General features: G+C 63.7%; 20 protein-coding genes and 1 pseudogene. 10 read left to right on the plus strand and 11 right to left on the minus strand.

The features are described 5' to 3' along the window. Window positions 1-105 (plus strand): annotated as a pseudogene (locus tag EN851_RS37820) (IS110 family transposase); the annotation flags it as partial. A 207-nt stretch (window positions 106-312) separates the two neighbouring features. On the opposite strand, the gene EN851_RS10485 reads toward EN851_RS37820, so the two are convergent. After that, entirely contained in the window at window positions 313-1,254 is a 942-nt protein-coding gene (locus tag EN851_RS10485; protein WP_135929181.1) for a phosphoribosylaminoimidazolesuccinocarboxamide synthase, read from the minus strand. Window positions 1,255-1,459: 205 nt separating this feature from the next. Here EN851_RS10485 and EN851_RS10490 point away from each other — a divergent pair, with 205 nt between their 5' ends. Genes EN851_RS10490 through EN851_RS10500 form a run of 3 tightly spaced genes read left to right on the plus strand, consistent with a single transcriptional unit; the run spans window position 1,460 to window position 5,201 of the window. Beyond that, window positions 1,460-3,076, plus strand: a complete 1,617-nt coding sequence (locus EN851_RS10490; RefSeq protein ID WP_135929182.1) for a GMC family oxidoreductase N-terminal domain-containing protein — start codon at window positions 1,460-1,462, stop codon at window positions 3,074-3,076. Beyond that, complete coding sequence (locus tag EN851_RS10495) at window positions 3,073-4,287, plus strand: mandelate racemase/muconate lactonizing enzyme family protein (RefSeq protein ID WP_127279782.1); 1,215 nt, start codon at window positions 3,073-3,075, stop codon at window positions 4,285-4,287. Before EN851_RS10490 ends, EN851_RS10495 begins: the two co-directional genes overlap by 4 nt. After that, window positions 4,284-5,201 (plus strand): NAD(P)-dependent oxidoreductase, encoded by a 918-nt coding sequence (locus EN851_RS10500; RefSeq protein WP_127279783.1) that lies wholly within the window; start codon window positions 4,284-4,286, stop codon window positions 5,199-5,201. The genes EN851_RS10495 and EN851_RS10500 overlap by 4 nt, the downstream gene beginning before the upstream one ends. Before the next feature lie 277 nt (window positions 5,202-5,478). Here the strand turns inward: EN851_RS10500 and EN851_RS10505 are convergent, their stop codons facing one another. Beyond that, window positions 5,479-6,417, minus strand: a complete 939-nt coding sequence (locus tag EN851_RS10505) for a diacylglycerol kinase family protein (RefSeq protein ID WP_135929183.1) — start codon at window positions 6,415-6,417, stop codon at window positions 5,479-5,481. Window positions 6,418-7,170: 753 nt separating this feature from the next. On the opposite strand from EN851_RS10505, the gene EN851_RS10510 reads away from it, so the two are divergent. The 4 genes from EN851_RS10510 (at window position 7,171) to EN851_RS10525 (ending at window position 10,414) form a co-directional block, all read left to right on the plus strand. Then, a complete protein-coding gene (locus EN851_RS10510; RefSeq protein ID WP_135929184.1) occupies window positions 7,171-7,605 on the plus strand; it encodes a DUF4383 domain-containing protein in 435 nt (144 codons plus the stop codon). 6 nt (window positions 7,606-7,611) lie between these two features. After that, window positions 7,612-8,742, plus strand: a complete 1,131-nt coding sequence (locus EN851_RS10515; RefSeq protein WP_135929185.1) for a hypothetical protein — start codon at window positions 7,612-7,614, stop codon at window positions 8,740-8,742. 72 nt (window positions 8,743-8,814) lie between these two features. After that, window positions 8,815-9,756 carry an alpha/beta hydrolase gene (locus EN851_RS10520; protein ID WP_135929186.1) on the plus strand — a complete coding sequence of 314 codons (942 nt, stop codon included), beginning with the start codon at window positions 8,815-8,817 and terminating at the stop codon, window positions 9,754-9,756. Between the two features lie 136 nt (window positions 9,757-9,892). Beyond that, entirely contained in the window at window positions 9,893-10,414 is a 522-nt protein-coding gene (locus EN851_RS10525) for a hypothetical protein (RefSeq protein WP_135881182.1), read from the plus strand. Window positions 10,415-10,421: 7 nt separating this feature from the next. On the opposite strand, the gene EN851_RS10530 is transcribed toward EN851_RS10525, so the two are convergent. The 3 genes from EN851_RS10530 to EN851_RS10540 all read right to left on the minus strand — a co-directional run bounded on the left by EN851_RS10530 (window position 10,422) and on the right by EN851_RS10540 (window position 13,164). Continuing rightward, window positions 10,422-11,045: a hypothetical protein gene (locus tag EN851_RS10530; RefSeq protein WP_127873622.1), complete on the minus strand. Its 624-nt coding sequence runs from the start codon at window positions 11,043-11,045 to the stop codon at window positions 10,422-10,424. A 73-nt stretch (window positions 11,046-11,118) separates the two neighbouring features. Next, a complete protein-coding gene (locus EN851_RS10535; protein ID WP_135929187.1) occupies window positions 11,119-12,741 on the minus strand; it encodes an FAD-binding oxidoreductase in 1,623 nt (540 codons plus the stop codon). A 180-nt stretch (window positions 12,742-12,921) separates the two neighbouring features. Then, entirely contained in the window at window positions 12,922-13,164 is a 243-nt protein-coding gene (locus tag EN851_RS10540; protein ID WP_135929188.1) for a DUF1344 domain-containing protein, read from the minus strand. A gap of 438 nt (window positions 13,165-13,602) precedes the next feature. On the opposite strand from EN851_RS10540, the gene EN851_RS10545 reads away from it, so the two are divergent. After that, window positions 13,603-14,097, plus strand: a complete 495-nt coding sequence (locus EN851_RS10545) for a DUF2314 domain-containing protein (RefSeq protein ID WP_135881184.1) — start codon at window positions 13,603-13,605, stop codon at window positions 14,095-14,097. A 15-nt stretch (window positions 14,098-14,112) separates the two neighbouring features. Here the strand turns inward: EN851_RS10545 and EN851_RS10550 are convergent, their stop codons facing one another. Next, window positions 14,113-15,081, minus strand: a complete 969-nt coding sequence (locus tag EN851_RS10550; RefSeq protein WP_135881185.1) for a DUF3137 domain-containing protein — start codon at window positions 15,079-15,081, stop codon at window positions 14,113-14,115. 91 nt (window positions 15,082-15,172) lie between these two features. Then, window positions 15,173-16,222, minus strand: a complete 1,050-nt coding sequence (locus tag EN851_RS10555; protein WP_135929189.1) for a CapA family protein — start codon at window positions 16,220-16,222, stop codon at window positions 15,173-15,175. A gap of 144 nt (window positions 16,223-16,366) precedes the next feature. Here EN851_RS10555 and EN851_RS10560 point away from each other — a divergent pair, with 144 nt between their 5' ends. Beyond that, entirely contained in the window at window positions 16,367-17,623 is a 1,257-nt protein-coding gene (locus tag EN851_RS10560) for a hypothetical protein (protein ID WP_135929190.1), read from the plus strand. A gap of 29 nt (window positions 17,624-17,652) precedes the next feature. On the opposite strand, the gene EN851_RS10565 is transcribed toward EN851_RS10560, so the two are convergent. From EN851_RS10565 to EN851_RS10580, 4 genes are all read right to left on the minus strand, one after another. Further along, complete coding sequence (locus EN851_RS10565) at window positions 17,653-17,931, minus strand: hypothetical protein (protein WP_135929191.1); 279 nt, start codon at window positions 17,929-17,931, stop codon at window positions 17,653-17,655. A gap of 95 nt (window positions 17,932-18,026) precedes the next feature. Further along, entirely contained in the window at window positions 18,027-18,959 is a 933-nt protein-coding gene (locus EN851_RS10570; RefSeq protein WP_135929192.1) for a hypothetical protein, read from the minus strand. Next, window positions 18,959-21,637, minus strand: coding sequence for a hypothetical protein (locus EN851_RS10575; RefSeq protein WP_135929193.1), 2,679 nt, complete (start codon window positions 21,635-21,637; stop codon window positions 18,959-18,961). The genes EN851_RS10570 and EN851_RS10575 overlap by 1 nt, the downstream gene beginning before the upstream one ends. 50 nt (window positions 21,638-21,687) lie before the next feature. Then, window positions 21,688-22,557, minus strand: a complete 870-nt coding sequence (locus EN851_RS10580; RefSeq protein WP_135867468.1) for a protein-L-isoaspartate O-methyltransferase — start codon at window positions 22,555-22,557, stop codon at window positions 21,688-21,690. Window positions 22,558-22,613: the final 56 nt, after the last annotated feature.

Here is a 22,613-nt window from a genome sequence, read left to right on the forward strand (position 1 = left end):
GGAAAGCCCAAAATGCTCATCCGCATCGCACTCGCCAGAAAACTTCTCGTCATCCTCAACGCAAAAGCACGCGACGCGAGAAGCGAATTCGCAAATGCAACTTGACACCCCAGATAGTCGCTCTCCCCCCTCCGGAGGGAGAGGAAGGGAGCCCGGCCGGGCAAGCTCGCGCCTTTCCTCTCCCCGTCGATCGGGGGGTCCGAAGGACGGGCGAGACCCGCGGCTCGCCCCGGCAAGGTGTCGAGCGAAGCTCGACGGAGTGGGGGTCGACTGCGCGGCGTAAGACCAGGCGCTAGCTGAGAGACGCACCTCTCAAAAATAATCTGCAAGGTTAGCTCGGATACGATCGAGAACCGTATCCCCGGAAAGGTCGGGAACGAATGCCTTGCCCGTAATCGCCTCGAAGGCCTGGGCATAGACACGCGAAGCCTGTTCGACGACCTCGTCCGGGATCCTCGGGATCGGATCCTTGTAAGGATCGCAGCGCGCCGCCACCCACGAGCGGATGAAATCCTTGTCGAAGCTCTCCGGCCGCGTGCCATCAGCCAGCGCCTGTTCGTAGCTCGCCGCGATCCAGTAGCGGCTGCTGTCGGGCGTGTGGATTTCGTCGGCGAGAATGATCGTCCCGTCCTTGTCGGTGCCGAATTCGTATTTTGTGTCGGCCAGGATCAGGCCGCGCTCGGCGGCGCGCGCCTGGCCGCGGGCGAACAGCTTCAAGGCGTAGCTCGAAACGGTCTCCCACTGCGCCGGCGTGAGCAGGCCCTGCCCCAGGATCTCGGCCCTGGACAGCGGCTCGTCATGGCCGCCATCGGCGGCCTTGCTCGTCGGCGTGATGACCGGTTCGGCCAGCTTCTCATTGTCGCGCAGGCCGTCCGGCAGGCGCATTCCGTACATCTCCCGCTCGCCGCGCTTGTACCGGGTCAGGATGGAGGTGCTGGTGGTCCCGGCCAGATAGCCGCGCACGACGATCTCGACCGGCAGGATGTCGAGCCTTGTGCCAACGACGACGTTGGGGTCGGGATATTCCAGCACATGGTTCGGACAGATGTCGGCGGTTTCCTCGAACCAGTAGCGCGCCGTCTGCGTCAGGATCTCTCCCTTGAACGGGATCGAGGTCAGGATGATGTCGAAGGCGCTGAGACGGTCGGTGGCGATGATGATGCGCCTGCCGTCGGCCAGGTCGTAATTTTCGCGGACCTTGCCCCGGTAATAGCCCGGCAGTTCGGGAATGAAAGCATCCGACAGGACACGCATGGGTTCTCCTGCCTTGTGCAGAGTGGCCGATGTCCCCGCATAGTCCGTCGACCCCATGCATATCAAGCGCGATTGTCGGTATTCCCCACAACCCGGCCGGATAGACCAGTCGCTTTTTTCACAACCGATGCCGGAAGGCGCGGCGACGCGGCGAACTCGTGGCGTCTAGGCTGCGCCCTGTTTTCAGGAGCCGCCCATTTCCATCATGCAGACCTATGATTTCATCATCGTCGGCTCCGGCTCGGCCGGCTCGGTGCTCGCCGACAAGCTCTCGGCCTCGGGCCGTTTCTCCGTGCTGGTGCTGGAGGCCGGCGGCAGCGACCGTCGCTTCTACGTGCAGATGCCGCTCGGCTACGGCAAGACCTTCTTCGATCCCACGGTGAACTGGAACTACAAGACCGAGCCGGATCCCGGCCTTGGCGGCAATGTCGACCACTGGCCGCGCGGCAAGCTGCTCGGCGGGTCGAGTTCGATCAACGCCATGGTCTGGATCCGCGGCGCGCGCGAGGATTTCGACGACTGGCGCGCCGCCGGCAATCCCGGCTGGGGCTATGACGATCTGTTGCCGGCCTTCAAGGCGCTCGAGGACAATGAGGCCGGCGCCGACCAATGGCGCGGCACCGGCGGCCCGCTTCACATCAGCGACACCACGAACGCCGTCCACCCGCTGACGAAGCGTTATCTCGCCGCCGGCCAGCAGGCCGGCCTGCCGCTCAACCCCGATTTCAACGGTGCTGCCCAGGAAGGCGTCGGCATCTACCAGATCTCGACCAAGAACGGCCGCCGCATGTCGGCCGCCCGCGCCTTCCTGCGCCCGGCGATGAAGCGCGCCAATGTCCGCGTCGAGACCAACGCACTGGCGAGCCGCATCCTGTTCGAAGGCAAGCGCGCCGTCGGCGTCGAATATCTGCGCAACGGTGAGACCAGGACGGCACGAGCCGGCCGCGAAGTGATCCTCTCCGCCGGCTCGATCAACTCGCCGCAGCTCATGCAGCTCTCCGGCGTCGGCCCCGCGACATTGCTCAAAGGCTTGGGCATCCCGGTCGTGCACGCCAACGAGAATGTCGGCGCCAATCTGCAGGACCATGTCGGCATCAACTACACCTTCAAGGGCAAGCTGCCAACGCTCAACCAGATCCTGCGGCCCTGGTGGGGCAAGCTTCTGGTCGGCATGCAGTACATCCTGACGCGCTCCGGCCCGCTGTCTTTGTCGATGAACCACGGCGGCGGCTTCTTCCGCACCGATCCGGCCTTCTCGCGGCCCAACATGCAGCTTTATTTCCAGGCCTTCTCGACCCTCATCCCGAAAAACGGCGAGCGTCCGATCCTGACGCCCGACCCATGGCCGGGCTTCTCCATCGGCCTGTCCAATTGCCGCCCGTCGAGCCGGGGCGAGATCATGATCCGCTCCAGGAACCCGCTCGATTATCCCAAGATCGTCGCCAACGCCTATTCCACCAATGCCGATGTCGACGAGATGCTGGCGGCGGTGAAATTCGTGCGCAAGATCGCCTCGATGCCGGCCATGGCCGAGATCATCGCCGAGGAGGTGTTGCCCGGCCCGTCGATCCAGTCCGACGCCGACCTGATCTCCGACTTCAGGAAGCGCTCCGGGACCGTCTATCACCCGGTTTCGACCTGCCGCATGGGGCCCGACCCCTCGCGCTCCGTCGTCGATCCGCGCCTGAAAGTTCATGGCCTTGAAGGCCTGCGCGTCATCGACGCTTCGATCTTTCCCGACAACATCACCGGCAACACCAACGCCGCCTCGGTCATGACCGGGTGGAAGGGCGCCGAACTGGTTCTGGAGGACCACACATGAAGATCACCGACGTCAAGACCTGGGTTGTCGGCAACCCGCCGCCCGGCATCGGCGGCAAATATTTCATCTTCGTCAAGCTCACCACCGACGGCGGCGTGGTCGGCTATGGCGAAGCCTACAATGCCACCTTCTCCGCCCATGTCACGGCCAGGATGATCGAGGACATGGCCGAGCGCTATCTGATCGGCCGCGATCCGCACGACATCGAAAACTTCTTCCGCCGTGCCTATTCCTCGGGCTTCACCCAGCGTCCCGACGTCTCCGGCATGGGCTGCTTCTCGGCACTCGAAATGGCCTGCTGGGACATCGTCGGCAAGGAAGCGAACAAGCCGGTCTACAAGCTGCTCGGCGGCCAGGTGCACGAGACGCTGCGCTCCTACACCTATCTCTACCCCCACACCGGCAGCGTCCATTCCGAGGACGCGCCCGATGGCAGGAACGTCTACAACGACCCTGAGATGGCCGCAGCCTGCGCGCTCGAATATGTCGAGCAGGGATTTAATGCCGTCAAGCTCGACCCGGCCGGCCCCTACACCGCCTTCGACGGTCATCAGCCGCGCCTCGTCGACATCGATGTCTCCACCCGCATGATCAAGGCGATCCGCGAGGCGGTCGGCACCCGCGCCGACATATTGTTCGGCACGCACGGCCAGTTCACCGCATCGGGCGCGCTGCGCATGGCGCGCGCCATCGAACCCTACGACCCCCTGTGGTTCGAGGAGCCGGTGCCCCCGGACATGCCCGAAGTGATGGCGCAGGTGGCGCGTGCGACTTCGATCCCGATCGCCACCGGCGAGCGGCTGACGACCAAGTCCGAATTCGCCCGCGTCATCGAGAACCGCGCCGCGACCATCCTGCAGCCGGACCTCGGCCGCTCCGGCGGCATTCTCGAAACCAAGAAGATCGCCGCCATGGCCGAGGCCTACCACATCCAGGTCGCGCCGCATTGCTATTGCGGGCCGATCGTCGGTGCCGCCAACATCCAGCTCGCGGTGACACTGCCGAACTTCCTGATCCTGGAATCGCTGAAGCAGTGGGACGGCTTCCACGCGACGCTGCTGAAGAAGAAGATCGAATGGCAGGACGGCAACGTCATCCCCTCGAAGGAGCCTGGCCTCGGCGTCGAGCTCAACGAGGCGGTCTGCGACGCGCATCCTTACACCGGCAAGGACCTGCATCTGCAGATGATGCAGATGCCGCTGATGCCGTGAGCGAAAGCTACGCCTTCATCGGCCTTGGCCATCTCGGCGGCAACCTTGCCGCCAGCCTGATCCGCAACGGCTTTGCCGTTACCGTTGTCGACCGCGACCCCACCGCCGTCGAGCGCCTTGTCGCGCTCGGCGCCACGGCTGCCGGCAGTCCCGCCGAGGCCGCCGCCCGCGCCGGCAATGCCATAAGCTGCCTGCCTTCACCAAAAGTCAGCGAGGCAGTGCTGGCCGGCCCGGGCGGATTGCTGGAAGGCCTGCCCAAGGGCGGCACCTGGATCGAGATGTCGACCAACGGCCGCGACGAGATTTTGCGGCTTGCCGCCCTCGCCTCGGCCAAGGGCGTCGAGACATTGGAATGCCCGGTCACCGGCGGCGTGCATCTGGCGGCGGTGGGCAAGATCACCGCGCTGGTCGGCGGCAATGCGGCCCTCTACAAGCGCCACCGCCCAGCCATCGAAGCGATGTGCGCCAAGTCGTTTCTGATGGGCCCGATCGGCTCGGCGGCGGTGATCAAGGTCATCACCAACATGCTGGCCTTCATCCATCTGGTCGCCGCCGGCGAGGCGCTGATGCTGGCCAAGCGGGGCGGGCTAGACCTCGCGCAATGCTACCACGCCATCGTTGCCTCCTCCGGCAACAGCTTCGTCCACGAAACCGAAAGCCAGCTGGTGCTGAACGGCTCCTACGACATCGGCTTCACCATGGACCTGGCGCTGAAAGACCTCGGCTTCGCGCTCGCCATGGGCGAACAATCGGGCGTGCCGCTTGAGCTTGCATCGCGGGTCAACGCGATTTTTCAGCAGGGCAAGGCAGCCTATGGCGGCGGAGCGTGGTCGACGCAGATCGTCAAATTGCTGGAAGATGCTGTCGGTACCGACCTGCGCGCGCCTGGTTTTCCGGCCAGATTGGAGATGTGATCCCGGCAGACCAGCCAATGAAATCAAGGCGTTGGGCAAGCATCTGGAATCACGGCCTCAACAACTTGAATCAGAGCTGGAACATCCCGACTGGTTATCGGGAGAGAGTTTCGATCACGCTGCACGTCTCGGCGATCGGCAGAAGCACCCCTTCCCTTCGTCATCCTCGGGCTTGACCCGAGGATCCATGCCGTGACCTTGGCCAAAGAATGCGACGGAGCAGAATCAGCACCGTTGCAGCGCTATGGGAACGCTCCACCCCGCTCAACGCCTTCATTCAATATCTCAGCGTCAGGGCCCCCGGCAAAATCTCGAAGGTCGCGGGTATCCGCCCGGGCGACTCGCCGTCTATATCGACCAGCGCGCCATTCTTCTCGACGTCGCCGAGCGGTTCGACCACCACTTTCCGGCCGCGCAGGATGGTGATCGCGGGGTGGTTGCGGTGCCTGCCGCCATAGAGCAGCCTGATATCCCAGATCAGCTTCAGCTTGCCCGCCGCGCGCAGGATGACGATGTCGAACTGTCCGTCGGCCAGCTCCGCATCCGGCGCGATCATCATGCCGCCGCCGAAGAATTTGCCGTTGGCCACCGCCACCAGCGCCATGCGCGCCTCGACCGGGTCGCCGTCATCGACGGTAATCTGCACGTCCTGAAAGCGGTAACGGACGAACTCGACCACGGTGCGCCACAGGAACAGCGCTTTGGCCGACATCCTGCCCTTGCGCTTGTCGGCATTGACGGCGCGGTCGGTGGCGCCCGACAGGCCAAGGCTGGCGATGTTGATGAAGTGGCGGCTGGCCAGCGCGCCATGCTCGTCGATATAGCAGATACGGCCGGCATCGACCGCCCTTGGCTTGGCTTCGGCAATCCGCTTCAGCGTCGCGTCGATCTCCGTCGGCAGGCCGAGGCCGCGCGCGAAATCGATGCCTGTGCCGCACGGCAGGAGGCCGAGTTCGGTTGTCCTGCCGCCCTCCTCGCGGGCCTGCAGCAACCCGTCGGCCACTTCGCTCGCGGTGCCGTCGCCACCGGCCGCGATCACCAGGTCGAAGCCGTTTGCGGCGAGATCGAGCGCAAGCCGCTCGGCATCGCCCTCGGCCTGGGTCTCGCGCAATTCGAAATCGCCGAAGTGCTTTTTCAGCGCGGCGGCGACATCGGGCCAATGCCGTTTCAGCCGGCCGCCGCCGGCAATCGGATTGAGCACCACCCCGACCTTCAATGCTTTTCCTCCCCCGGAAGGCGCCAACCCGATCCTTTGCCGGCCCCGATCGTTTGCCAGCATTGAAACCCGCGCCTGTCGGCAGGGCAAGGGGCACCATCGGTTCGTTCGCCGAAAAAGCGGGGCAGGCTGTCTAAGGTGTTCGCGCTTGAATTTCCCTGGCTTCTGGCATCGGTCCCCGATAATCCCGCTATCCACAGGGGCGCGGCCATTCCCCAAACCCCTTACCCGGCGTAAGTTCAACCCATCTCAGGCGGCTACCGATCGCCAAGCCGAAAGGCGAAGTGAAAGGCGGATTTCCTGAGGCCCGTACGGCCCGGATCGAGACCAGGCTTGCCTGTTCGAGGGATGGTAGCCGAGACCTACGGGGCCGCGGAAAGCGTGCCAACGCCGACGGCGGACCGATGCTGCCATGAAGGACGGCAAAAACCTTCGATGGCACGCAGGGCAAAGCCCGCAAGGGCCAAGACCAGCGTGGTCTGGAACGGATGCTGCCTTCGGGTGGCTTCTGGCAGGACCGTCAAAATCAAGGCCGGCATGGCGCGACGACTTTACGGAAGTTGCTGCCGCGACCGTGTCCTGATCTGACAGGGAGGCGCTGGGAGAAATCCCGGCGCCGACTGTCTTTCTTAACCCTCGCAAAGTCCTTTCCCGGCGAAGTTGCGGGCGCCGCTTCACCGCGCGTCAAAATCGGTTAGTATCGCTGCGTCGTCAGAGTCCGTCTGCAACGGGCTTTTCGGAGGGGGATACTTCATGACGCTGATCCAGAAGCTTGCCATCACCTACGCGTTCCTGTTCTTCGCGGTCGTGGCCATCGGCTACATTCCGGCCTTCAACGATGCCGACGGCAATCTGTTCGGCCTGTTCTCCCTGCAATGGTATGACGACCTGCTGCATGCCTTTTCAGGCGTCTGGGCGCTGGCCGCCGCCTTCATCTCGCACCGCCAGTCGGTGTTCTATTTCAAGCTGTTCGGCTCGGTCTATCTGTTCGACGGCGTGCTCGGACTGGTCACCGGCTCGGGCTGCCTCGATGCCGGCATCTTCATCAACGGCTTCCGCTCCCTCAACGACATCGAATTCCCCACCCGCTTCTTCGCCAACCTGCCGCACATCGTCATCGGCGGGATCGCCGTCTATATCGGCTTCTGGCTGTCGAAGCGCATCTACGACCACTTCGCCACGGCCTGATCGGCCATGTTCCTGTTCCGCTTGATAAAGCGCATCGTCAAGACGATCCTCTGGCTGATCGTCATCGTCATCCTGATCCCCATCGCCGGGCTTGCCTATGGCTTCCTGACCACGCCGTCACTCGACAGGACGCCGCTGCCCGGTATTGCCGACGGGGCGCCGCCCAAGGCGCTGGCCGACAAGGTGCGCGCCGAAATTCCCGGCTACCAGCGGCCGGAGGAATCGACCTTCCTCACTTATCCGGAATGGGCGATCGTCTACGCCGCGCGCGAATATGCCGGTTTCGTCGCCAAGGACCAGCCAAGCGGCTTTCCCTATTGGTCCTATGTCGGCCGCTTCTGGCAGGATTACGCGACGGTGATCCGCGCCAGTTCCCCCTACAAGTTCAACTACGCCAACCACCAGATGCTGGTCATCATCGGCACCAGCCATTCGATCGAGCATATCCTGCAATGGGCCTATGAGAACACGGTCGGCCGTATCACCGAGGCGGCATCGACCAAGCGTACCGCCGCCGACATCTACCAGGCCAAGGTGGCGGCGGATTATGCAGCTTTTCTCGACCAGGTGCCGTGGTACCAGTTCCCCTACGCGCAAAAGCGCGCCGGGCTGTTTGCCGTGCAGCCGGCGCCTGGTGACAGTTCCATCCGCACCAGCGAACGCAAGCTCGCCTTCGGCCTCGCCGACACCATCAAGCAAGGCTATGCCGATCTGATCAAGCAGGCGCTGGCGGCGACCTCCGACCCGGCCTTCCTCAATGTCCATGTCTGGGCCAAGGGGCCGGTCGGCGAGGCCACCCGCAACGAGCCCGACACCTTGCTGGAACGGGACCTGGGTCCGGACGGCACCGTCTTCGTCACCAAGCGCTATCAGGTCTTCACCGACATGATCCCGCGGCTGATCGACAAGGGTGTCTCCTTCGTCGAGATCGGCGGCAATGACGAGATCATGGTCACGGCGCTGTCGACCGACGCGATCGCCATTCCCGAAGGCATGCGCATCCTGTTCAGCTATCCGCTCCCGGCGGATCCCTCGACGCGCCGCACCGGCATGGTCGTGGCCGTGCGCAAGCTGCATCTGGTGCTGCCGTCGCTGATCAAGGCCGGCGCCAGGCTCGAACACGTCTACGACTACTGAGGTGACAGCCCTGCCATGCGTTGACTGATCCGGATTGTCGGCTGGCTCGCGTTCACGCTGCTCGTGCTGATCATGGTGGTGCTCGTCGGCTTTCGCGGCGCGGCGGCCTGGCGCGAGACGCTGTCGCCACAGGAGGCTGCGCCGGCGGGAGCCCTGTTCGCGACGGTCGATGGGCTGAAGATGCACTACCAGGTCTGGGGGCCGCCGGACGGGCCGCCGCTGCTTTTGTTCCACGGTACGGCGTCGTGGGCCGAAACCTACCGCGATATCGCAGCACGCCTGGGTGAACAGGGCTTTCGCGTGATCGCCGTCGACATGCCGCCCTTCGGTTATTCGGAAAGACCGGCCGACCAGGATTATTCGCGCGCCGCTCACGCCAGGCGTGTCCTTGGCTTTGCCGACGCGCTCGGCCTTCGCCATTTCAGCATCGGCGTCCACTCTTATGGTGGCGGAGGCGTGATCGAAGCCGCCTTCTCGGCCCCGGATCGCATCGATGCGCTGATCCTGCTCGACGTGGCGATTGGCCTCGGCCAGACCGAGGCGCCCGCCCCACCGTTCGCATCTCTCCTGAAAAGGGACTGGCCACGCCAGCTCCTGACCGCCTCGACCTTCACCAATCCGCTCATGACCGGGTTCGGTCTGCGCCAGTTCATCGAGAACGATGATCTGGTCACGGCGGAGCGCATCGCCATCTACACGCGCCCGCTGAATGTCACGGGCACCACCAATGCCGTCGGTCATTGGCTGTTCAGCGGCCTCTACAATGACGAGCGGAAATCGCTTGCCGCCAACAAGGCGAATTATCGCGCCTTCACACCGCCGGTTCTCGTTATCTGGGGACGAGAGGATTCGACCACGCCGCTGGCCCAGGGCGAAGAGATCGCCTCGCTGTTTCCACACGCCGAACTGGCCGTCCTCGATGGCGTCAACCACATCCCACAGGTCGAGCGCCCGCACGACGTGGTGCGGCTGATCGCCAATTTCCTCAGACGGATCTTCCCGGGCAGCTGGTAGGCACGCGCCGTCACGCACATTCCACGGTTGAAGCCAAAATCCCGCCTTGTTCGCGCGCAATGGAGAATTGCATGTCGCCTGGAACGCGGCACGCACCTGACTGGGCTGCCGGGGGGCATCTCGAAGGGACGAGACCGTGATCAAGACCGCCCTTGTCGCCATGACCATCGTCGGCTGCGACTGCGACGCCAAGCTGTGCGAATATATCGGCGAGACGCCGGCCAAGTGGTCGACCATCGCCGATTGCGAAGCCGCGATGAAAAGCCAGATCCTGCACGAGCGCAATTTCAATTATCCGCTGGTGTCCGGCATCTGCCGCACCAAGGGTTCGGCGTCCTCATCGCACCTGGCCGCGATCGCGTCAGGCCCGGAACTGAAGCCCGCCAGCAAGATCGTCAGAACGGAGAGCCCGCTGCCGCCGGAGCTCAGCCATCGGCCGAGCGTGCCCGTCGGATCGCCGACGACGGCCTTGGACGCGGCCGCTGCCCGGCCCGTCGCATATGAACAGGTGGTGGATGGCGGAACCGGCGTCCTCTATCGCACGAAGAACGGCTACGCCGTGGTCAAGACCGATCTCGGCCGCGCCGCCTCGGCAACCGCCGACGCGGCAAAGCGCTCGGTGAACTGGCTGGCCGGCCTGGTGCCGAGCAAGCTCTAGGCACAGCCTACATCTTCAGCTTCAGGCTCTGCCAGAACTTGTCGATCAGCGGCTTCTCGGTCGCCGCATCCTCGCCGGCGACGCGCGTGATGAACAAAAGCCCCTGGTCGGCGCGACCGTAGCCGACGATTTCGAAATAAGCGGTGTCGGTGCGGGTCTTCACCTCGGCGGTGATGCCGGTCAATTCCTTGCCGTCGGCAAGCTTGCGCGTCGTCGGCTGCTGCGTCAGCGCGGCACCTGCCTGCACCGATTCCTTGGTCATCTCCTGCAGCATCAGCTGGTTGAGCGACACCGGGTTCATCTCGCCGTATTCCTGCACCACGACGATCGTGCCCAGCGCCGAGGCCATCAGATATTGCGTGATGTTCTCGCCGAGATCGCTCTTGGTCACCGAAATGCCGCTCGGATGGTTGAAGGAGAAACTGCCGCCGGAAAAGGTGGCGAAATCGTTCTTGTCGAGCTTCACTTCGACCTGTCTGCCGTCCGGCAGCGTCACATGGGTGCTCTCGCCGGCGTCGATATCAACCGCCTTGCCGTCGATCGTCACCTTGAAGGCCTTGAGGTCCTCGGCTCCGGCGGATCCAGCGCACAGCGCGATAAGAGTGAGGGCTGCCGCCGATACCATGCGCATTGACTGTTCTCCTGCTCTATTCCTGAGCAGTTCCGGACGGAAAACCGCTTCACACTTTTCCTGGAACTGCTTCTTATACCACCCCGCTCAGCGCCTTGATGGCACGGTAGAAGGTCGAGGAAAACAGTTCCGTCGGGTCATGGCGCCGCTTTGCCGCCAGGAAGGCCGGCAGTTCGGGATAGGACGCCAGCAGCTCCTTGCCCGTATAGTGCAGCTGGTAGGGCAGGAAGAACCGACCGCCATGCTTGATCGTCACGTCGATCAGCGCCCGCGTCAGCGCCCGCATCCTGGCATTGCCATCGGCATCGGCCGGCTGGTTGATATAGAGCACCAGCGAATAGGCCGGCTCCGGCGCGTAGGTCAGCGCCACATCCTCCTTGTGGACGACGCGCACCGAGGCGTTGAGGACAGGCAGATCCTGGTTGCGCAGGATTTCGCGCGCTTCTGCGATGAACTCGACATAGGCTGCGCGAGGAATAAAATATTCGTGCAGTATGTCGGTCTTGTTCATGAGGTCGTTGAACAGATACGGCACCGAATCGTGCATCGGGTTGTTGCGGGTGACGAGACAGGCCTCGCCCTGGGCAAGCGCCGAGCTGCGCGGCACCGTGCAGCTCTCGAATTTCGGCTCCAGCGTCTTTTCGGTGAACCATTTCAGTTCCTGGAACGCGCTGCCCCACTTGGCCATGTTCATGATCACCCGCTTCAGGCCGACGCCATCGGGTTCACCGAGCGCCGGCTGGTCCGCCGGCGGCTGCTCCGCCACCTTGTCGTAGCGGTAGACGATCATGTCCTCAAGGAAATTGCCCGGCGCCGTCGACAGATGGCCGTAGAACAGGCCAATGTCCTTGTTGGGTTCCAGCACCTCGGCGAAGAATTTCGGAAAGTCGTCGGATTTGATGATCTCGCGCGAGGTGCGGTAGACGGCATTGTCGACGATATCGAGCGTCGCCTCCACCACCACGCCGAACAGGCCGTAGCCGCCGACGACATGGCGGAACAGCTCGCTGTTGTCGGCTGGCGAGCAGGTGGTCACCGACCCGTCGGCCAGCATCACCCGCATCGAGCGGATCGAGCCGGCCACCGAGCCCGCCTGATGGTCCATGCCGTGCGCGTTCACCGACAGCGAACCGCCGACCGAAAAAATATCGGTCGACTGCATCGCCTTCACCGCGAAGCGCGGATGCAGCATGGTCTGGATGTCGTGCCAGCGCGCGCCCGGCTGCAAGGTCATTGTCCTGGCCGCGGCGTCCACCGTGACCTTGTTGAACGGTCTGAGGTCGAGAACCAGCGCATTGTCGTCGAAGGCATGCCCGCCCATCGAATGGCGGATGGCCGCCAGCGACACTTTCAGCCCGTTGGCGCGCGCGAAGGCCAGCGCCTTGGCAATATGCTCTTCCTCGCTGACCTCGACCACGCCATAGACCGGCGTCCTCGACAGGCCGCTGGCATCGTTTATGTCGCCGCCTTTTGCCAGCCAGGGCAGCGACGGATCGAAGGCCGGCGCGTTGTCGATCGGCTTCAGCGGCAGCGCGATGCCGTCGATATCGGCGATGCGTCCGGTGTTCTTCGGCCCTGACGGGCCTCGCGCCAGCCGCGCCACGGTGGTGCCGCCCCACAGGACGGCGCCGCCAAGGACAGCCGCGCCCAGAAGCAGCCGCCGCGACAGGCGAAATCCCTTTTGTTCCTCGGCCATGCAGATCCCCCGCAGCCAAGGAATAGCGCGGCCTCTGGGCAAAAACCATAGCAGCGCTGCCGGAACGGCGTTTCGCCACCGTCGACGCCCGGCGGTGCGTGTCCAAGGTCATGAAAATGGCCGATCCCCGAAGGAACCGGCCAGATTGGAGCAGGGTCTCAAAAGTCCGATCAGGAGTCTCTATGAAGCCTTCTTGATCGACGTCACCATGCCGGTCTTGTCGTCGACGGTCACCGCCACCTTGGCGCCGACCTTCAATTTCCCGACCGACGCATCGGGCGACAGCTGGTAGATCTTGCCGTCGTCGAGGGTGACCGACTTGGTTGTCGGATCGACCGCCTGGATAGTGCCCTGAACGGTCGCGGCATAGGCCGTGCCGAGAAAGGCGAGCAGAACGGCGGTGGTTGCGAGGGTCTTCTTCATGGATAGCACTCCGTGCTGTTTCGGTTTTCCGGCACCGCTTGGGAGAGGCAGCACCGAACGGCCCGAGACTGGAGCGGAAAGCGCGCCATCGGCAAATCACGTTGAATGAATTTTCGCAAAGGAAATCATTGGCTTAATTCCGACACAATAGCCTCCAAGCCCTCCGATGCCGACAGCTTTCCCGTCCAGATGGAAGCCTCTTCTCCGCACGAAAAGAGTCGTTTGACGGATTGTGGCTCGCGCCGCCGGCGATCACGCGGCCGCCGCAATCCCTTCCCGGCCGCATCACGAAACAGGACTTCGATTTTTCATCGGTACACATTTTATGTCGCGGGGCCGGCTCGAGCCTCCCATTTGGCGGAGAGCAATTTCGCGCTCAGGTTGCAAACTCGAAGCGAATGCGGGATGGTGTCGCGCTTGTGATAAGGGGGGGCTTCCATGAAAATCGCCGTCCGGACCACGCTATCCCTGATGCTAGCGATTTTGCCGGGCCTGGCTGGCGCGCAAGGCGCCGATCCGGGTGACGACAGCACGATCATCTTTGCTCCTGATGATCCCGACATGGCGTCGGCGACCGCGCGAGCCCTCGCCGGCCTGGATGAATTCCTGGCCTTGTCCGAAACACCTCCGTCCGGCACCGACAGGTTCAAACTGAAGGTCAAAGTGCGTGACGGCAATGTCACCGAACACTTCTGGGTCATGCCGTTTCGCCGCACGGAGACCGGATTTGTCGGCATATTGGCGAACGAACCGGAAGAAGTGCATAACGTCGTGCTCGGTCAGAATATAGAATTCACGCGCGACGACATTTCCGACTGGGGATACACCAGGGACGGCCATCAGGTCGGCAGCTTCACCGTCTGTGTGATGTTCAAGAGAATGTCCAAGGAAGAGGCGGACTATATGCGCGGCAAATACGGCTTCGACTGCTGAGCCTGCTTCGGCCGATCAGATCGCCCCGTCCCTCACACCGATCTTCCTCACCAAGGCCGCCGTCGCCAGCATGGCGCCCATGTCGGAGATCATCGGCGCGACATGGGTCTGGTAATCCAGCGGCACCGAAATGGCGGGCAGTTCGAAGAAGTTCTTCGCTTGCGGCAGAAGCAGAAAACCGTCGCTGCCGTTGAGCGCGACACGCGCCGGCTCGTCCGGCCAGGTTTCGCCGAGCCATTTCAGCGCCTGCGCCAGCCGCCCGGTCACCAGCGGCCGCGCCGCCTCGACATTGTCGGTGCGGAATTCATAGGCGGCGTCGAGAAAAGGCTCCCCCGACGACAGGTCCTGCAGCTTGGACCCAAACATGCCACGGAAAAAGCCGACGACCGCATTGGTTCGCCGCGTCGCCACCAGGATTCCCGGGAACGGCTGGACGGCCTCGAAGGCGACGATGACACCCTTGAATGCAGTCGACGAACCCTTGCCGTTCCCTTCCCGCAATTCCGTCTCGTAAAGCTCGAACGGAAACTCTTCGTAGCGTCCGGAAACGACATCGTCGAAGGACTGCCGGTTGAAAGGCCCGACCGTCTCGCGCGGCAGCCGGTCGAAGGAGTTCGGCCTTCCGCCGTGCTGGTAGTGCACATCGCGGATAAAACCGAAAATGATGGGCAGCAGCGTGTCGCGGAACGATTGCTGCAGCCGCGTCGCCGGTTTCATGGCCTGGAAATAGAGCAGGACCGAAGCGGCGAAGCCTATGACATAGAGAAACACATGCGGCGTCGAGAACCATTGCTCGTGGGGATCGGCGACCTTGTTGAACAGCCAGGCAATGAGCGCGACGAAAACGACCACCAGGCCAACGAACAATGGGACGCGCCACTTGACCCTGCGGGCGACCGAGGCCCTTGTCGCTTCGTATGTCCCGATGTCCTTCTTGATGGCCGCGATAGCTGCCGCGCCCGGCATGAAATCCGCTGTTTCCATCGCCATCCCCCGCCGCCGAAGCCCGCTTTGCGCCATTATGATAGCTGCTTTTGCAGGAACGGCGCCAGCCGGATAGAGCGATCTTCCCTTCTCACCTTGTGGGAGAAGGGAAGATCGCCCTCAGCCGACCCTCGACCTTTTGCCGCATTCCACCTTCCAATCCGTCCACCGACACCAGCCGCTCATGGTCGCCCACGCGTAGCCGCATGAATGGAAGCAGCCGATAGGCGGCGACCCTGCCGCGCTTCTGCGCTTCAGCACTGACGTCGACGATGAAAATCCCGCCGATACGCCCTGGCCATGGCTGGCGGGCAAAAGCGGTGCCGAGGAAGTCGCCGAGCCCATAGGCGACGATCGCCTCGCCGATCCGCTGCACCGGCTGCACGACATGGGCATGATGGCCGGCGATCAGCCCGACGCCGTGCCCGGCCAGCCGCCGCGCCAGCGCCCGCGTTCCGGCACGCGGAAAATGCCGGAATTCCCAGTCCCAGTGCGGCACCGCACAGAGGAGATCGATCCCCGCGCTCGCCTCGCGCGGCCAGCGCGCCGGATCGCCTTCCATCAAGACGCGGCCGGCAAACAGGCTTTCGTCGGCGTTGCGCCAGAGCGTGAAAGCGGCGAAGCCGAGAGCGATCGGCCCGACCGCGAAGCGTTCGACCGGGCCAGTGGCGGCTAGGCCGATGGTGCGGATATCGAGCAGCCTCAACGTGGCCGCCGTCGCGTCGAAACCGGCGACACCCTGGTCGAACACATGATTGTTGGCCAGCGACAGCACGAGTTTTTCGCGCTCGATCCCGACCGCCGCCAATGCTTCCACCAGAAAGCGTTCGCTCATCGCATGATGCGTGCCGAGCTTGGTCCCCAGCACGGCACTTGGCTTGTCCACGATCGGGCTTTCGCAATTGCCGATCACCAGGTCGGCAGTGCCGAGCAGCGCCTTGATCGCCGGATCGCACGCCGGCGCGCTGCGGTTGGCCACGGCCGAGATGTCGCCGACGAAGGCCAGCCGCACAGTCTGTCCCGGCGGCGGATCCATCGGCGTCCCCGCCGCCGGGGCAAACCCGTTGGCGTCGCCGCCAAGCGACGGCTTCAGGAACCGCGGCAGCCAGGACAGTTTGTAGGAAAGCGGATAGTTCGACACGCGATGCCCAATTTGCTTGCCCTGTGTAGACCGTCCGTCCGGCGTGTTGAAGCCATCCGGCGACAATCATGCGCCGAGACCGGCAGACGGCGGACGGCAAATTCGTGTATGGTCGCCGGCGCGAAACGCACCTGGAGGGGGAACATGAAACGAGTTGCGAGCCTGCTGGCCTCAGCCTTTATGCTGCTTGTACCGTTGTGTTCGGCTAACGCCGCCATGCCCGAAGCGGCAACCGCATTGTTCGAAGCCAAGACCGTGGCCGCGCGCGACGGCGCCCTGTCGACACTGGAAGCGGCTGCGCCGAAAGATCCGGCTTCGGCCTATGCCGCCGGCGCCGGCGAGTTCTTCACCGCACTGGAATTGCTGGCGAGCGGCCTGCACCGCCATGGCTTCGAGAGCCCGCAATCCTTCATGCTGCCGCTGATGCAGCTGCCGGTGCCGACAAACCCCAACCCCGAGCCGCTGACCTACGAAGAGTTCCGCTCCATCCTGGTCGCCTTCCGCGACCGGCTGGCAAAGTCCGCGGCGACGCTGGGTTCGGTGCCGGCCGACGCCGATATCGGCATGGTCATCGACCTCACCCATGTCGGCATCGACCTCAACGAGGACGGCACGATCGCACCGGATGAAAGCATGGCTGCGATCATGGCGGCGCTGTCGCACGGCGGCATGGCGCCAGACGGCGCCGCACCGGCGCTCACCTTCCGCTTCGACCGCGCCGACGGCTACTGGCTGCAGGGCTATGCCGAGTTCCTGATGGCGCAGGCCGATTTCTGGCTGGCGCATGATTTCAGGGGCACGTTCGACGGCTCGTTCCACATGCTGTTCCCGCGCGCCAAGCTGCCATTGCAGGACATCCTCGTGCCGCCGCCCAGCGAGATGGGCGGCAACATGTTCTCCTCGGAATGGCGCATCGCCGATTTCATCTCGATGGTGCACATGATCAACTGGCCGGTGATCGAGCCGGAGCGCCGCAAGGCGGCGCGCCAGGAGCTGCTCGAAATGATCCGGCTGTCGCGCGAGGACTGGAAAGCGATCCGCGCCGAGACCGACAATGACCGCGAATGGCTGCCCGGCCCGCAGCAGAAGGGCGAAAACCGGCTCACCGGCCTCGAAGTCGGCGAGGAGCAGGTCCAGGCCTGGCTCGCCACCTTGACCATGGCCGAGGACTTGCTTGAAGGCCGGGCGCTGCTGCCGCATTTCCGCATCACCGGCAAGGGCATCAACATGAAGCGCTTCTTCGACGAGCCGAAGCCCTTCGACCTCGTACTGTCGATCACCGGCCCCGGCATCGCACCCTATCTGGAGACCGGCAAGATCCTGACCAGCGACGATTTCGACCTGATCCAGCGCGAATTCGGCGGCGGCGGGTTTCTGACCTTCGCGCTGTGGTTCAATTGAGGACTAAGCGCCTCTAACCGCACTGACGATCAGAAGAAACGGCGTTGGAGACCCAGGAGCCCGGCCACGACCGCCGCTATCAACGCGTTCGATATCACGCCGACCGCGCCGCTCATCCAGGCGATATCGCCGGACTGACCAAGAATTACGAAGGGATAGAAGATGGCGATGATGACAATTGCCGCCACCAGCCCAAGCCAGCCCACGCTTGGCTGCTTGACCCTGAGGCTGAGGAAATAGGCGATCGCGATCAGCACGATCCTGAGCGGATCCAGTATCTGGGCAATGACGATAGCGGTCAGAAGCATGGCCGGGCACTAAGCTTCAAAAACCAAACCTTTCAAGTGCCAGGTTTCAAGTGGCAAGGGCTGATGGAATTCAGCCGGCCTGATGTACACAGATCCTATCGCGCGAACCCGTGCAGCCGGGCCAGCAGCCATTGCAGCGGATTGTTGACGAATGCCTTGGTGACGAAGCTGTCATGGGCGGCTTCCGAGGCGAGCAGAGCGATGGTGCCGGCTTCCAGCCGCCGCGGCGGATCGGCGCTTGCATTGATGCCCTTGCCTGCCAGCGCCTGCCTGATCTCGGCATTGCCCGAGGCCGAGGATTTGCCGTAGGCGCTGACGAAGAAACTCTTCCTGTGATGCGCGATCCAGTCGGCGAAGACGTCGGCTTCGTCGAACACGGCGTCGAGCAGGATGACGCCGAGCAGGCGGCCGCCAATGTCACCATTCCCAAGCACGGAAGCGGCCGGATTGTAGCCGCCGCTATAGGCGACCAGCACCACCGGCATGGCCTCGAATTTTGCCGCCTTGGCGCCGGTCAGCCTGGCCAGGCCTTGCGCCGCCTCGGCCATGAACCCGGAAAAATAGCCCGGCGTCCAGAAATTGCCGGCGCTGGAATCCTGCGCGTCGCGGGCAAATTGCGGCGCCACCAGCACGGCGTTGAGGCCTGAAGCCTCGACCTGCGCGACCACGCGCTGGCGCCCGACCACGTCTCGCTGCAAGGTCGCGCCGTTGCCGTGGAAGAACACGACGATGACAGCAGGCTTGGCGGCATCGAAACCTCTGGGAATCGCGAGCAGCGTCGAGCGGTCCGAATAGGTCTCGTCTTCCCAGTAGATTCCCCCACGCGGCGAGGTGTGGCCGTGGCGGCCGTTCGCATCGACGTCGAGAAACGGCGCGGAGCCGTCGGGCAGCTTGCCCCGGTACGGAAACGGCGACGCCTTGAACGGCACGATGGTCGAGATCGCCTTGTGCGAGTGCGCGCCCTGGCTTGCGGCCGGGAATACCGCCGTGGCCAGCAGTCCGGCGACGATGGCGCGCCGGTCCGGCATCAAGCGGGCACCACCCGGAGAGCCGGCGCCCTTGATGGCAACAGCACCGCGAAGAAGGCCGGAATGGCGACGAGATAGGCGATCCCAGCCCATTGCAGCACGGCGCTGAGGCCGAAGCTGGTGGCGACGATCGGCACCGCGGCCGAGCCGATCACCGAGAAGCAGCCATTGATGCCCCAGGCCCAGACGAACAGATGCTCCTTGCCGAGCCGCGCCAGCCAGGTCATGGCGGTGGCCATCGGCATGCCCATCAGGAAGGCCGGCGGCGACACCAAGAGGAAGCAGAGCAGCAACCGCACCGCATAGGGATAGGCGCCGATCCAGTCGAGCACCGGCGACAGATAGAAGCCGTAAATCAGCAGCAGCGCGCAGATGGCCAGCAGCACCACCGGCAGCAGCGTCCTGGCACGGTCGAAGATGCGTTCGGCGAACAGGCTGCCGAGACCGGAAAACACCAGCATCGAGGAGATCAGCACCGAGGCCGAAACGGTCGGATTGGCCAGCGCCACGGTGAAGCGGCTGATCAGCCCGACCTCGACCATGATGTAGCCGAGGCCGAGGCAGGCGAAATAGAGGATGGTGCCGAGCTTCCCGCGCGAGCGCGAGAACACGATGCGCCAGCCGAAGAGCACCGGCAACAACACCAGCGACGCCGCCGTGATGCAGGCAATGCCGAGCGTCGCCCAGATCAGCAGATAGCCCCAATCGTCCTGGAACAGGTCGAGCCGGTCGAGCGTGCGCGGCAGGTCGGCGACCTTCACATAGGCCGCGAAATAAGGTTGATCGTTGCTCAGCGCACGCGCGTCGAAGACATAGTCGCTCGCGAGCTTTTCCCAGCCGCCGGTCAGAAGTGCGTGCCAGCTCATGCGCTGCAGTTCCGTCGCCGGCAACACCTGCGGACCGGCATCGGCATCCGCGCAGGCATCGAGCGTCGGATCGGCGGGTGCGGTCGGATCGCAGTCAGGATTTGCAGGCGTGGTCGGGTCGGCGGGTTGGGTGAGCGTCGCGTCCTGTCCGCTGCCGAAGATCGACGCGCGGTAATCATCGAGTACCTTCTGCGCCCCCGAGCCGTCATAAACCAGTCCTGGATAATAGACTTCCTCCCAGGACATCGATTTGGTGTAGTCGCGCAGCGTCTTTATTTCGGTTTCCGTGAAGCCGCCACGCTTGAACAGCACCGTCGTGGTGGAGAGATAGCTCGACACGGCGAAGACATCGTTGGCGGCACCTTGGCGGTCGAAAATCTCCGCCGCTTCGGCGACGGTCGAATATAGCTTGAGCACCGATTTCGGCGGCTCTTCCTTGTTCCACAAGGTGATCGACAGCACGCCGCCATCGGCAAGCGCGTGCATGTAGCTCAGCATCGCCTCACGCGTGTAGGCGTATTTCTCCGAAATGGCGAAGCCGCCGGGATTGGACAGGCCGACGCTGTCGGCCAGGCTGAGGTCGATGACGTCGTAGCGCTCGGCCGTGTTGGCGAGGAACAGGCGCCCGTCATAGTCGATCACCTTGAGCCGCGGTTCCGCCAGTATATTGCCGGTGACATCCCTGAGGATCGGATCGCGGAAGGCCCGCAACGTCATCGGGTTGCTCTCGGCGAGGGTCACCGAGGTCGAACCGGCATTGAGCGCGGCCTGTGTGGAAATGCCGCCGCCGAACTGCACAACGAATGTCTTGGGTTTCTCCTTGATGACATAGGGATAGTGCATCGGCAGATAGCGGAAATAGACTTGCTCGGCCGGCGCCAGGTTGCGCATGATGCCTTCCGGCCCGTCGCCGTCGCGATACATGCCGACATAGGTGTTGGCCGGAACCTCGGGCATGCCGAAGGCGGCGTTGTCGCTCAGGCCCGGCGCGAAATGCATGTAGGAGCTGGCATAGACCTGCAAATCGCCGAACGGCGAGACGCTGCGGTAGATGCGCTTGCCGTCCGGGAAGTTGCGGGCATAGGCGACACCCTTGTATTGCGAGACAGTGATGTCGGGTATGCCTGTAAGCCCGGGCAGCACGAGGTAGCCTGATATCGACAGCGCCGCGACCACCAGGCCCGCGACAACGCTCTTCCAGGCGCCGAACGCGGCGAACCACAGCAGCGAACCGGCGGCCCACAAAAGCAGCGGCACGACGATGATGGTTTCAGGCGCGAACAGATACAGCGACACCAGCACGACGAGGCCGGCAAGCCCCGAGCCGGTCAGGTCGGCGAAATAGACGCGGCCGAAGGCGGTGCGGCTTTTCAGGAAGACGATGCCGAGGAAGAAGGCGCCGGCCAGGAACGGCAGGAGGTAGAGCAGGAAATTGGCGAGCAGCCGCCATTTCTGCTGGGGATCGGACACCAGGAAGATGGCATTGAACGGCACCGTCTGGGCGATGAGGTTGGAGCCGACGGCGAGCGGGCCGATCAGCAACAGGGCCACCGTTGCGGCGCCTTGCCAGTGGCGATCGAACCAACCCTTGCCGGCGAAGATGACGACACTGGACAAGGAGAAACCAAGCATGGCGAGGCTGACCACCAGCGAGCCGAAATGCGACCAGCTGCCCACGGCAAACACCCGCATGACGGCGATCTGCAGGGCGATGATGGCGCCGGCGATCAGCCCGACCGCGAGGTAATGCGCAAGCCGTGGCGCCTCCAGCGAGGCGATGCCTGGTCGAGAGATCGATGCGACGGCTGCCATTCAGGCCCCTCGATGCGAATTCAGCAAGGCCGGTGCCGCCGCGCGGCGACTCAGCCGTTATGCGTGCCGACGATCTGGTCGCCTTCCAGCTTGGTGAAGGGCACGAAAGGCACCACCTTGCCGTTATAGATGTCCGAGCGGACGATGTTGAACGTGCCGTCGGCAAGCTGCTGCTTGATCACCTTGAGCACATGCTGGGCGCCCGGCGGACCGACGGGAATGACCATGACGCCATTGGGCTTGAGCTGCTGCAGCAGCGATGGCGGAATATGGTCGATGCCGCAGGTGACGATGATCTTGTCGAACGGACCGACGCTCTCCCAGCCATAATAGCCATCGGCATTGCGGCTGGTGACCGCGCCGAATTCGCTGTAGCCGCGCTCGATCAGCCCGTCATAGATACGGCGGGTGCGCTGCGCCAGCGGATTGATGATCTCGATCGTGTGCACCTTGTCGGTGAGGTTGGCCAGATAGGCCGACTGGTAGCCCGAGCCGGTGCCGATCTCGAGCACGGCTTCGCCGAACTGCACGTCGATGGCCGTCGTCATGCGCCCGACCAGGTGCGGGCCTGAAATCGTCACGCCATAGCCGATATCGAGGAAGGCATGATCATAGGCGCGGCCCAGGTTCTGCGGCAGCACGAACTCCTCGCGCGGGGTCAGCAGGAAGGCGCGCTTGTTGCGATCGTCCAGCACGTCCTTGTTGTAGACCATGATCTGGAAGCGATCGAATCGCTCAGCCAGCAACTTCGGATCCTCGCCGCGATTGGCCACCATCCAGTCGATGAAGGACTTCTTATCCTTGAACGGCACCTCCGCATTGCGGTCATAGGGAACCGGCACGGCAGCCTTGACGGCGGCCGGAAGAATGGAAAACGCCGCGGCTCCCGCCGACAGCGCCAAGAAGTCCCGACGCTTCATGGAAAAGCCTCCAAAGGTGCCCTTTGCCACCTTGAAACCAAGCACTTGACCGGATT

This window comes from Mesorhizobium sp. M8A.F.Ca.ET.208.01.1.1, assembly GCF_004791315.1.
Classification (GTDB): Bacteria; Pseudomonadota; Alphaproteobacteria; order Rhizobiales; family Rhizobiaceae; genus Mesorhizobium.

Coding starts and splice junctions, on each gene's coding strand:
- EN851_RS10570 (WP_135929192.1), bottom strand. CDS start 18,959: ATGCCGGACCGGCGCGCCATCGTCGCCGGACTGCTGGCCACGGCGGTA.
- EN851_RS10575 (WP_135929193.1), bottom strand. CDS start 21,637: ATGGCAGCCGTCGCATCGATCTCTCGACCAGGCATCGCCTCGCTGGAG.
- EN851_RS10545 (WP_135881184.1), top strand. CDS start 13,603: ATGAAAATCGCCGTCCGGACCACGCTATCCCTGATGCTAGCGATTTTG.
- EN851_RS10540 (WP_135929188.1), bottom strand. CDS start 13,164: ATGAAGAAGACCCTCGCAACCACCGCCGTTCTGCTCGCCTTTCTCGGC.
- EN851_RS10530 (WP_127873622.1), bottom strand. CDS start 11,045: ATGCGCATGGTATCGGCGGCAGCCCTCACTCTTATCGCGCTGTGCGCT.
- EN851_RS10515 (WP_135929185.1), top strand. CDS start 7,612: ATGTTCCTGTTCCGCTTGATAAAGCGCATCGTCAAGACGATCCTCTGG.
- EN851_RS10490 (WP_135929182.1), top strand. CDS start 1,460: ATGCAGACCTATGATTTCATCATCGTCGGCTCCGGCTCGGCCGGCTCG.
- EN851_RS10580 (WP_135867468.1), bottom strand. CDS start 22,557: ATGAAGCGTCGGGACTTCTTGGCGCTGTCGGCGGGAGCCGCGGCGTTT.
- EN851_RS10535 (WP_135929187.1), bottom strand. CDS start 12,741: ATGGCCGAGGAACAAAAGGGATTTCGCCTGTCGCGGCGGCTGCTTCTG.
- EN851_RS10560 (WP_135929190.1), top strand. CDS start 16,367: ATGAAACGAGTTGCGAGCCTGCTGGCCTCAGCCTTTATGCTGCTTGTA.
- EN851_RS10550 (WP_135881185.1), bottom strand. CDS start 15,081: ATGGAAACAGCGGATTTCATGCCGGGCGCGGCAGCTATCGCGGCCATC.
- EN851_RS10510 (WP_135929184.1), top strand. CDS start 7,171: ATGACGCTGATCCAGAAGCTTGCCATCACCTACGCGTTCCTGTTCTTC.
- EN851_RS10485 (WP_135929181.1), bottom strand. CDS start 1,254: ATGCGTGTCCTGTCGGATGCTTTCATTCCCGAACTGCCGGGCTATTAC.
- EN851_RS10495 (WP_127279782.1), top strand. CDS start 3,073: ATGAAGATCACCGACGTCAAGACCTGGGTTGTCGGCAACCCGCCGCCC.
- EN851_RS10520 (WP_135929186.1), top strand. CDS start 8,815: ATGGTGGTGCTCGTCGGCTTTCGCGGCGCGGCGGCCTGGCGCGAGACG.
- EN851_RS10565 (WP_135929191.1), bottom strand. CDS start 17,931: ATGCTTCTGACCGCTATCGTCATTGCCCAGATACTGGATCCGCTCAGG.